This window comes from Pseudomonas sp. 2VD (assembly GCF_005503585.1).
Lineage (GTDB): Bacteria > Pseudomonadota > Gammaproteobacteria > Pseudomonadales > Pseudomonadaceae > Pseudomonas > Pseudomonas aeruginosa.
This window is the reverse complement of sequence record NZ_SCND01000196.1, coordinates 1-11,251: the sequence shown is the minus strand read 5'-3', so window position 1 is coordinate 11,251 and position 11,251 is coordinate 1. Positions and strand designations below refer to the sequence as shown.

The 11,251-nt window shown below is 56.0% G+C and carries 8 protein-coding genes; 7 read left to right on the top strand and 1 reads right to left on the bottom strand.

Annotated features, from left to right (window positions below; translation table 11 throughout):
- The first annotated feature begins 172 nt into the window (after positions 1 to 172).
- Both FFS27_RS20110 and FFS27_RS20105 read left to right on the top strand, forming a co-directional pair.
- Entirely contained in the window at positions 173 to 397 is a 225-nt protein-coding gene (locus tag FFS27_RS20110) for a SymE family type I addiction module toxin (RefSeq protein WP_023101180.1), read from the top strand.
- A 476-nt stretch (positions 398 to 873) separates the two neighbouring features.
- The gene (locus FFS27_RS20105) at positions 874 to 1,866 is read left to right on the top strand and encodes a hypothetical protein (RefSeq protein ID WP_225010665.1); all 993 of its coding nucleotides are present in this window, start codon (positions 874 to 876) and stop codon (positions 1,864 to 1,866) included.
- Here the strand turns inward: FFS27_RS20105 and FFS27_RS20100 are convergent.
- The gene (locus tag FFS27_RS20100) at positions 1,851 to 2,300 is read right to left on the bottom strand and encodes a very short patch repair endonuclease (protein WP_003451864.1); all 450 of its coding nucleotides are present in this window, start codon (positions 2,298 to 2,300) and stop codon (positions 1,851 to 1,853) included. The genes FFS27_RS20105 and FFS27_RS20100 overlap by 16 nt on opposite strands.
- A gap of 29 nt (positions 2,301 to 2,329) precedes the next feature.
- Between FFS27_RS20100 and FFS27_RS20095 the strand changes: the two genes are divergently transcribed.
- The 5 genes from FFS27_RS20095 (at position 2,330) to FFS27_RS20075 (ending at position 11,112) form a co-directional block, all read left to right on the top strand.
- Positions 2,330 to 3,928: a DNA cytosine methyltransferase gene (locus FFS27_RS20095; protein ID WP_031299998.1), complete on the top strand. Its 1,599-nt coding sequence runs from the start codon at positions 2,330 to 2,332 to the stop codon at positions 3,926 to 3,928.
- A gap of 76 nt (positions 3,929 to 4,004) precedes the next feature.
- The gene (locus tag FFS27_RS20090; protein ID WP_034023656.1) at positions 4,005 to 5,447 is read left to right on the top strand and encodes an ATP-binding protein; all 1,443 of its coding nucleotides are present in this window, start codon (positions 4,005 to 4,007) and stop codon (positions 5,445 to 5,447) included.
- Positions 5,448 to 5,460: 13 nt separating this feature from the next.
- Positions 5,461 to 8,304 carry a Z1 domain-containing protein gene (locus tag FFS27_RS20085; RefSeq protein ID WP_034013990.1) on the top strand — a complete coding sequence of 948 codons (2,844 nt, stop codon included), beginning with the start codon at positions 5,461 to 5,463 and terminating at the stop codon, positions 8,302 to 8,304.
- Positions 8,288 to 9,304, top strand: a complete 1,017-nt coding sequence (locus tag FFS27_RS20080) for a PD-(D/E)XK motif protein (RefSeq protein ID WP_031300000.1) — start codon at positions 8,288 to 8,290, stop codon at positions 9,302 to 9,304. The genes FFS27_RS20085 and FFS27_RS20080 overlap by 17 nt, the downstream gene beginning before the upstream one ends.
- Positions 9,304 to 11,112: an AIPR family protein gene (locus tag FFS27_RS20075; RefSeq protein WP_034013992.1), complete on the top strand. Its 1,809-nt coding sequence runs from the start codon at positions 9,304 to 9,306 to the stop codon at positions 11,110 to 11,112. Before FFS27_RS20080 ends, FFS27_RS20075 begins: the two co-directional genes overlap by 1 nt.
- The last annotated feature ends 139 nt before the right edge of the window (positions 11,113 to 11,251 follow it).

Here is an 11,251-nt window from a genome sequence, read left to right as displayed (position 1 = left end):
GGTTGGGAAGGGGGCGGCTGGCGCCTCGGCGAGGCATTCGATCCGGGCAGTCCATCGCTTGCCCCCTGGATGCCCCCTCGCTACCCTGCCGGCCAGGTGCTGAACACACCTTCTCTAGGCGGTTAGCCGCTCCCGAAAGCCAAGCGGTTTTTTACCTACACAGGAAAAAATCATGGCTACCCAGAAATCCCCTCTTTCGAACTCTCGACTTCTAACGATCGGCTACCAGCTCTATGAAAGCCGTCATAGCGATTGGGAACGTCGTGGCAAGCCACGGCAAATTCCCTACCTGCGCTTGAGTGGCGAATGGCTGGAGGCTGCGGGCTTTGAGGTTGGCTGCAAGGTGAGCATTCAGGTCACCAGGCGGCGCCTTGTCATGCACGTAGTTGAGGATTGAGGCCAAGCGCCCCTCGGGCAGAGGGTATCTGCTCAGGGGGCGCTGGTTTCTCTGTGAACCTTCATCCCATTCCTGCCGCATCTCGCCCTGCGCTCGCGCACCAGGCATCGTAGGAAAACGTCGCTCAGACACCCTTGTCTCCTCGAGCTGAAGCCAGCATGGGAGAGCAAGCTCAGCGTGGAGCGAACTCCTGTGTTCAGAGCCATTCCCGTGCTAGCCGGCATGCCCCCTGTCCCCGATGACATAAAAACGCCTTTCGCCGATGAGATTGAAGAGATGTTCTATGGAAAGAATGACCAAGATCAGTAACGCAGCACTCCGGCTGGGGTAAAATCCCAAAGGGCCAAATCATCCCGGATGGCCTCCAGCCTGACTTTCAGGCGCAAAGGCTCAGCCCCTCGTGACCCACTTCACACTTGGATACCGACCATCTTGAGGGCATCATATGGCACAAGGCCTCTGTGGCGGCCCAAGATATGGAGCTGAGCAGCACGGATCAGGCGATGGAAGAAATCATTCGAGTAATGTCCGACGGTCGAGAGATTGACCGGATCGTCTGCTCAACCAAGCTCGACGAAGGCATGCCTGCGGTCAAATATCGCGAGCAATATTGGCCTGTTGTCGATGGTTGCATCCAGCTAGATAGGCCTGCCAACCAGGAATGTAGCTCCGCAGAGTGGGCCGTTCTCATCCAGAATCTTTTACCGCCAGTGCTTCCTGATCAAACAGATTCCTGCGAGAAACTGCTGCAGGACTGCTTTAGGGGAAGCCTACCGCTTGGTATAACCAAGGCTGTAGCCTCTCTGGTGGCGCTGAGATTCGAACAGCAAGCCCGCGAGCTGCTGGTGGACTTTCTCAGAGAGCATCGCAACGCTCACCGGCTGTTTCGACTTGTGCAGATGCAGCTGCTGTTCCGAGAACGGGCGGGAAGGACTCAAGACAGCGCTGGTATCACCCCCTCCTCCGTGGCCGAGCTGCCCCCGGAATCAGCGCACCTATCCGGAGTAGATATGGATTGGGAGTGGTCCGCGTCTTTAGATGATCCAGAAATGCCGGATGTGGACGACAGTTCACTCAGGGCTACCGCTACCAATCTGCAGGAAAGCATCGGTTCCTACCGCGCAAGAGAGTCAGGCGCGCCCATCCCAGGACTTGAAGATCTGACCAGTGAACTAGAGACCTTCATAAGTCCGATACCCCCCCCGCTCCTGAACGAGAGTGCGCTGGTCGAGCGAACCTCGCAGCTGGGCATGATTGCCCTCGATCTTCTGAGATATTTTTCTGACAACCCGGGCGACAGGGCCGTACATGCGGAGGCAGTGCTCGGATACCCCATGACGGAAATTCGTCGCCTTTTGCTGGGTACTCTCGGACACTACCTTAAGAAAACGGACTCTGGTGGATGGGAATGCCATCCATGGGTCGAGCCAGTACTGTCTGCTCTCAACGAGAATCATAAGGTGGGGTGATCTAGGCGACCTTGGGAACGCGAGGCAAGCTTTTGCAGCTCCCCAAGCAGCTCATGCAGAACAGTCGATGACCCGCGAAGCTGGCATTCCCATACGACAATGGTCCTCCAACCAGACTCATTCAGAGACTTAATCGCTTGTTCGTCCCTTGCCACATTCCCCAAGAGTTTGGCTTCCCAGAACTCTGCTCGAGTTTTGGGAAGCACAGCAAATCGGCACCCAGGATGGCGATGCCAGAAGCACCCATGTACGAAGATACAGACCTTCAGCCGAGACAGTACAATGTCTGGTTTTCCCGGCAAATCCTTGCGATGCAGCCGGTAACGATAGCCGTGGGCATGCAAAAACCTGCGCACCAGCATTTCAGGTTTCGTGTCCTTCCCCCTGATGCCCGACATCATTCGGGATCTTCGGGCAGGTTCAACGATGTCCATCTTGAACCGTTTCGATACAGCGTGGATTCATGAGTCGTACCCACCCCATTCAGGTAGTAGATCTCTTTGCAGGTCCAGGTGGCCTTGGAGAAGGCTTTTCATCCTATAGGGACAGCCAGGGCGAGACCTTTGAAATCAAAGTCTCAGCCGAAATGGAAAAGTCTGCACATTCCACTCTTCAACTGAGGGCCTTTTACAGGCTTCTCAAGCGCAACCAGCCTGAAGATCTAGAGGAATACTACAGTTTCTGCGAAACCGCTGATGCTGCCCCCCCATACACCAGCAGAACTCGAGATGCTTGGAGGCACGCCGAACAAGAGGCGCAACAGCTCGAACTGGGTACCGCAGAGGGCAACGAACGTCTCGATCGCATTCTCAAGTCCCGCTTGGACGAGACCAAACCATGGGTTCTGATCGGTGGCCCACCCTGCCAGGCTTACTCTATCGTTGGCCGTGCGCGAAATCGCGGCAAGCAAAACTACAGGGCAGAGGACGACCATCGCCATTTCCTGTACCGGGAGTACCTGCGCATCATCCAGAAGAAGCGCCCCGCGGTCTTCGTAATGGAAAACGTCAAAGGCATCCTCTCGTCACGTGTCGCTGGCGAGCAGATGTTCCCGAAGATCCTGCAGGATCTTTCAGATCCAGATGCGGCATTCGGAGAAAACGGCAACGGCCCCAAGTACAGAATCTGCTCGCTCGTGGCAGACGACATTTTCGAGGATGGTGCGTCTCCGGATAGCATCGACCCGGCAAACTACATCATCCGAGCAGAGAACTACGGGATCCCGCAGGCAAGACACCGGGTCATTCTCCTCGGGGTTTCGGAGGAATATTTCGGCGCCTTGGGCGACCACAAACTTGTCCCCTCAACTGGGCCCTCAATCGACCAAGTAATTGGCCGCCTCCCACCTCTGCGAAGCACACTCACACGAATGAAGGACTCTCCAGAGGCATGGGCAGAGTTAATTCGCCAGAACCTGGAGATGCTGAGTCACGAGTGCAGCAAGCTGACTGATGTCCCCCGCAGGCTCACACTCGCAAAGCGCCTAGAAATACTTGCAAGCACATTCTCGGGCGAGGGGATGAGCAATGGTGCACTCCGTGTTCACCGCAAGAGCGAATGGGATGGGCTGACAGGCACACATCTGGATGACTGGCTCCTTGATGATCGGCTCAGATACTGGCTAAACCACGAGGCTCGCGGACACATGGAGTCCGACCTGCGCAGATACGTCTACGCGGCTGAGTATGCCGAGCTTTATGAAGACTCTCCCAAAGGCCACCACGACTTCAATCTCCCGGGGCTGGAACCGGACCACAAGAACTGGAAAACCGGCAAGTTCAGCGATCGTTTCCGTGTTCAGCGCAGAGGGATTCCGTCCACGACAATCACCAGCCACATTGCAAAGGACGGTCACTATTTCATTCACTACGACCCAAGGCAGTGCCGCAGCCTGACCGTTCGCGAAGCAGCCCGGCTACAAACCTTCCCGGACAACTATTTCTTTCTGGGGAACCGAACCCAACAGTTCCACCAGGTTGGCAACGCGGTTCCCCCGCTTCTGGCGAATCAAATCGCCGGCGTGGTCGCCCGTATCATCAACATGGGAAAGGCAGCTCGATAGAAGAGCTTTGCAGACAGGGAGTCCAGCCATGCAATCCTCCTTCAAAAGCCGCAGTGCTCCTCCCAAGGCAAGCGCCATGGTCGAAGCACTACGTGGGTTGGGATACAACACCCAGACAGCTCTGGCAGACATCATCGACAACAGCATTGCTGCCGGCGCGAACGAAGTACATATCGAATTCATCTGGGCTGAGCAGGAAAGCCGTGTGCTTTGCCTGGACAACGGTTCGGGGATGACTGCAGACGAACTCGATCGGGCCATGCGTCTGGGCGATCGGAATCCTCTCGAGGAGAGATCGGCAGGCGATCTGGGTCGTTTCGGCCTCGGCCTAAAGACTGCGTCCTTTTCTCAGTGCCGAAGGATGACCGTTGCCACACGTGGCCCCGATGGCCTACAGACCCTCCGCTGGGATCTCGACTTCCTGGCCAGCAGTGCCGACGACGGCTGGCATTTGCTGGAGGGCCCCCATCCCGGTTCGGAAGGATTTCTGGAACGCCTCACCAGCGCAACGGGCACCCTGGTTCTCTGGGAAGAGCTGGATCGCATCGTCACGCCAGGGACTACAGTGCAGGACTTTCTCAATCTGGTCGACAAAGTCGAACAGCACTTGGGAATGGTGTTTCACAGATACCTGGAAGGCACCAGGCCTCGACTGCGAATTCTGTTGAATGGCCAGCCGGTCAAACCCTGGGATCCCTTCATGACGGATCATCCCGGAAAGCCATATAACCCTCCGGTATTCAAACACCCCAGCCGCAAAGATATCGAGGCCGAGTGCCACGTTCTGCCGCACAAGGACATGCTCTCTCCCGGAGACTTCGAGCGCCTGGCAGGCCCGGAAGGCTGGACTGCACAGCAGGGTTTCTACATCTATCGAAACGAAAGACTGCTGGTGGCAGGCAGCTGGCTAGGACTTGGTACAGGACGTTCATGGACTAAGGATGAAGCTCATCGCCTTGCGCGAATTCGCCTCGACATACCCAACTCCGTAGATGCGGACTGGAAGATCGACATCAGGAAATCAACTGCACGGCCGCCAGTGTATCTGCGGGACTGGCTGACAAGACTTGCCGAGGTTACGCGCGGCCGCGCAAGAAGAGCCTTTGCCCATCGAGGCAAGCCGACCATGCTGGGCAGCAGACAGATTGCAGAGGCCTGGAAGGTCGAAAGACTTGCGGACGGTATGCGATATCGGATCGACACGGAACATCCGGCAATAAGAGCGGTTCTGGATGATGCCGGCAGCCTTCTACCCCAGCTAAAGGCAATGCTCCGCGTGATCGAGGAGACGGTTCCGGTTCAGCGAATCTGGATAGATACCGCCGAAAACAAGGACACCCCCTGCACAGGATTCGACAAGACGCCGCCTCAAGAAGTCAGCGACATCATGATGGTGATGTACCGCAACATGATCGAAAGAAAGGGTTATTCCCCCAGCGCAGCAAAGGAGCAGCTGAAGCAAATGGAGCCGTTCCACGCATACCCTGCCCTAATCAGGGCTTTGCCAGACAGTCTTTAAGGAGTGACGCCTCATGTCTGAGGAAAACAAATGGAGTGTGGTCAAGTTCGTTCAGGAAATGCTGGCTGATGAAAAGGACAAGTCGGCGATCACCCCTCAGCTCATTTCCCAGAAGATCGACATGGTGCTGAAGATAATGCCGGGAAAGGCCGAGGGTCTGGATCGCGACTCGGTCACGGAGGAGCTGATCAGACGCTTCAGTGTCTGGGTTGGGGATGACTCATCCCTGATTGACACCACTGGGCATGAGCCTTGGCAACCAAGCGATCGGAAAAAGGACTGGCGATACTGGCGGCGCTACCGTGAGTGGCAGGAGCTGAAACTGCCCCTCAGCGCCATGGAAGCACTGGACAAGACCACTGACAACGTTCTGTCGATGCTTGAAGACCCAAAGCGAGATGGTGCTTGGGATCGACGAGGGATGGTGGTTGGCCATGTACAGTCGGGCAAGACCGGCAACTACACTGGCCTCATCTGCAAGGCAGCAGATGCCGGTTACAAGATCATCATTGTGCTTGCGGGGCTGCACAACAACCTGCGAGCACAGACCCAGATGCGTCTGGACGAGGGCTTTCTGGGCTACGAAACAAGTGCCATCGAAGGTGAAGGAAACAAACTCATCGGGGTCGGCAAAATCGACCCATCTCCGGCACTGCGCCCCCAGTATGTGACCAACAGAACGGAAACCGGCGACTTCAACACCAAGTTTGCGAAGAATCTGGGCGTATCTCCGGAGCAGCGCCCGTGGCTGTTTGTCGTCAAGAAGAACAAGACGGTTCTGACGCGGCTGCTCAACTGGATCCAGTCCCATGTAGCCGAAACCAAGGATCCGGAAAGCGGTCGCCCGCTCGTTACACATCTGCCGTTGCTGATAATTGATGACGAGGCCGACCACGCATCTGTCGACACTGGCGAGAAGGTTGTCGACGAAGACGGCAACCCCGATCTGGATCATGAGCCGACAGCCATCAACAGCCTGATCCGCCAGATTCTCCATGCGTTCTCAAGAAAGGCTTATGTCGGCTATACCGCTACCCCATTCGCCAACATCTACATTCACGAGCATGGTGAAACCGCCAAGGAAGGCCCGGACCTGTTCCCCTCCGCCTTCATCACCAATCTCTCGGCGCCGTCCAGCTATGTAGGGCCTTCGAGGGTATTCGGACTCGCCGCTGAGAGCGGACGCACAGGTGCACTGAACCTGGTCCGAATAGTTAAGGATCAGTGCTCCCAAGACGGCAAGAGTGGCTGGATGCCGGTCAGCCACAAAAGCAGCCATATCCCACTGCTTGAAGGTCAGGACGCAATGCCTGCCTCCCTAATCGAGGCCGTACACGCATTCGTTCTTTCATGCGCGATCAGAGGCCTTCGTGGACAGGGCCCCCAGCACAGCTCGATGCTGATTCACGTAACCAGATTCAATCAGGTGCAGCAGCATGTCCACCGCCAGGTTCTGGGCTACGTTCACGGCCTGAAGCAGCGATTCCGGAGACGCACGGACCATCTGAGCGCATTGGCCGAATTGAGGAGCCTCTGGGAAAGAGACTTTGTCAGCACCAGCCTCGAGATCGAAGCCCAGATAGAAGAAGAGTCCCGCCACCCTTCCACATCCTGGCAGGACATCGAGGCTGTACTGCTGGATGTGCTTGATGAAATCGATGTGCGCATGATCAACGGCAAGGCCACGGATGCTCTTGACTATGCCGACAGTGCAACCGGGCTGAAAGTCATCGCCATCGGCGGCGACAAGCTTGCCCGGGGGCTAACCCTCGAAGGACTTTGCACCAGCTACTTCCTGCGCGCATCCAAGATGTACGACACCCTGATGCAGATGGGGCGCTGGTTTGGTTATCGGCCGGGCTACCTCGATTTGTGCCGCCTGTACACGACCAATGACTTGGTCGAGTGGTTCGAACATATTGCCGACGCCGCTGAGGAGTTGCGGGCCGAGTTCGACTTCATGATGGAAAGCAGGCTGACGCCCAGAGAATATGGCCTCAAGGTGCGCTCTCACCCAGTTCTTATGGTCACATCGCCGCTGAAGATGCGCACGGCCAAAACCTTGTATCTCTCTTTCAGTGGCGATGTAGTCGAGACTGTAAGCTTTTACACCGACAAGGATATTCTGGAAAAGAATCTGTCAGCTCTCATGGCCCTTGCCGATGAGCTTGGAAGTCCCTCCTCAATCCCCCCGCAGCAGCGAAATGGCAAGAAGGATAGCTGGAGCGGGATTCAGTGGCCCGACGCAACAGCGCAATCGGTTACGCGCTTCCTGCGTGGTTATCAGACCCATCCCGACTCCAGAAAGGTAAAGAGTGATCTTCTGGCAGACTTCATTGAAGAAATGAGTTTTTCCGGGGAACTGACATCTTGGACGGTGGCTGTCATAGGCGGTGGGACAGAGAAGACACTCGATATCGTCGGCAGTCCAGTCAGAATGATGCAGCGACAGAACAAGGCAACCGAAGGAGAAGGCAAATACTCCATCGGCAGACTGCTATCCCCCCAAGACGAGGCCATGGATCTTGATGAGGCCGGATGGAACGCAGCGCTTGAGTTAACCAAACGGGCCTGGGTGAAGGACCCGGGACGATCCAGACGCAAAGAGCCCCCCGAGACCCCCAATGGCCCTGCAATCAGGCATGTAAAAGGCCTAGGCGCAGATGGGATAAAACCTCGACCGGATAAAGGGCTCCTGATCATTTCATTACTGGATCCCGAGGACTCAAAAGTCACCGGTGTAACTACACCTGTCGTGGCATTTGCCATCAGCTTCCCTTCCAGCAATGCCGGCAAATCCGTGCCCTATCTAGTCACCAATGTGCTTTGGGAGCAGCAGTATGGCTCAAGTGAGTGACCTCGAAATTCTGGGAGTCTGGAGAGCACTGCCCGGCAACGCCGCCACTCCCGGCTGGCGCTCAATAGATCTGGTTCAGCAGACGGGCTCCTGCCGAATCAAGGCCGCCCGACACTCACCAGATAACGAGGAAGCGGTTCTGGTTGGATTTGCTACTACAAAAATCGCACCGGCGACTCAGCTTCCCCAAGGGCAGGGCTTCCGTATGGAGCGAGCCACGCTCGGCGAAACTGGCGGCAACCACAGTTGGCTCGCCATTGTTCGTCAGCCCGCGGGCAGTCTTGAACTGTTTGCCAAGGTAGTCTCCGATATCGTGCACCTGCTCCAGTCATTCAGCGATTCTCCCGAGGAAACGCTTTATCAGCGCTTCCTCGGGCGGGTGCGGGGCTGGCAGGAGTTCATGCGTCAGGGACGAGAAGGCTTGGGCCCAGAGAAGGAGCTGGGGCTGGTCGGAGAGCTGCGATTTCTGAATCTTCTGCTGGATGCGGGGATCCTTCAGTTTACGGCAGTGAATGCATGGAAAGGTCCGCATGACGGATTGCACGACTTCCAGATCGGACTTGGCAGCGTGGAAATCAAGTCGACAATGATTCCGGACGGCTTCCCTGTTCGGATTGGCTCACTTGAGCAGTTGGATGACACTAACTCCCCGCCTCTCTTTCTGGCCGGGCTTCGATTCAGCGCTCAGGAGGCGGGTAAAACGCTCACTGAGCTCGTTGATGCAACTCGGCAGCGCCTTGACGCTGACCCCGCCGCAATGCGCCTTTTTGAGCTGGCTCTCCATAAGGCCGGATATCTGGACATGCACGCGGCAGTCTATACACGTCGATTCCTGCTGGCCGACACAAGGTTGCATCTGGTGGACGGGGAGTTTCCCAGGCTAACCCCCTTCAACGTTTCGTCGGCAATTCGCCATGCCGCATATGAGCTGGATCTTTCTCTCGTTACGGCAAACAACCACACACTGGATGATGTACTCGAACAATTAGGAGTCGTTTGATGGAACTCGTCGACTTTCTGCGTGAGACGCAGGCCGCGATCCGCGATGAAGTTGAAAAAGATATAGGCCCAGGGGAAGCCCCCATTCCTGCTGAGGCCGTATTCACCGAGCATGTGATGACGCACATGGCTGACGAGGGAATCACCTTTGAACCAACTGTCTGCCATTACGAAGCGAAGGTAGGTACGTACAAGGTAAAAATCAGCGGCTACTCCGTATCCGACACTACTGATGATTCTGGCAACCCAGACCGTCTCGATCTTTTTGTCAGTCTGTACAAGGGGGTAGATGAGCTAGAGCCGCTTCCAGATTCCGAAGCAGGAAAGGCTGCCAAAGAAGGGCTGCAGTTTCTGAGGTTCTGCGCAACAGGCCAGCTATCCGGCAAGCTCGATGAAACCAACGATGCCTATGCCCTTGTTACCGAAGTCGAGCGCATCTTCAAGACGCTGGATAGCATCCGTATTTTCGTCATCACGGATGCCATAGCCAAAACGAGAAACTATGCACCGCAGGAGGTCGAGGGCAAGCAGGTCCGCCTAGAGATCATGGACATTCAACGCCTCTTCAACCACTGGCAGCAGGGGCGTCCGCGGGATGAACTGGTAGTGAACTTCAGGGACATCTGCGGGACTGCCCTTCCTAGCGTGTGGGTTCCTGGATCCGGTGACGATGAGTATGACTACGCCCTGACAGCCGTGCCCGGCGAGGCCCTGCGGTTCCTTTACGAAAAGTATGGCCCGCGGATCCTCGAAGCAAACGTGCGCTCCTTTCTGGGAGTTAGCAGCAAGGGAGTCAATAAGGGAATCCGTGACAGCCTGCGCGACCACCCTGACCGTTTCATGGCCTATAACAACGGCATCGTCGTTGTTGCCGACCAAGCCAAGCTCGACACCGCGGCAGATGGCTCGACAGGCATTCTCTGGCTCCAGGGCATGCAGATAGTCAATGGCGGCCAGACTACTGCATCCATCTACTTCGCCAAGAAAAAGCATCCGGACATCGATCTTACGAGTGTGCGGGTTCCAGCCAAGATCATCGTGCTACGCTCCGGACAGGCTGACGATGAGGAACTGATTGCCAATATTTCGCGGTATGCGAACAGTCAGAACGTTGTCAAACAGTCCGATCTTTCCGCCAACAAGCCCTTCCATCGCGAGCTGGAAAAACTGTCCATGCGTACTTACTGCCCCGATGGCGTTGGACGCTGGTTCTACGAGCGCTCAGCTGGCAGCTACAAGGTGATGCTGGAGAAGGAAGCAACTACCCCAACGCAGAAGAAAAAGCTCCAGGCGACAATTCCCCCTTATCGCAAACTCACCAAGCCCGACCTAGCCAAGTTTCTTTTTGCTTGGGATCAGAAGCCACATATCGTCAGTCTCGGCAGTCAGAAAAACTTCCAGGCATTCATGGATGAGTTGATGGAAAGGGAAAGTGCTGGTGAGAACGTGATACCGGATCAAGAGCAGTACAAACAGATGATCGCGAAGGCAATCCTGTTCAAGTCAGCTCACAAGATCATCCGCCCCATGTTCCCGGCATTCCAAGCCAACATCACGTCCTACACAGTTTCGATTCTAGCGCTCAAGCTGGGAGCGACCCTCAATCTGAACCGCATCTGGCAAGAACAATCGATATCACCGCAACTTCATCGCCAGATCGCGATATGGGCGGAAGAGGTCAATGACGCACTTCATCGAGGAGCCGGCGGGAAAATGATCTCCGAGTGGGCCAAGAAAATCGAATGCTGGTGGAGAGTAAGGGACACCTCCTACTCTTCTGAGCTAGGTGATATCACCGAATTATCCTAACAGCTGTTTAGCGCACGGCTAGATACGTAGTGGTCTACTGATCCCGGACACCGATTTAGGCGAGAATCCTCGCCGTGAGAGAGGTGTCTGATGAGCAAGCAACGACGTACGTTTTCCGCCGAGTTCAAACGAGAGGCCG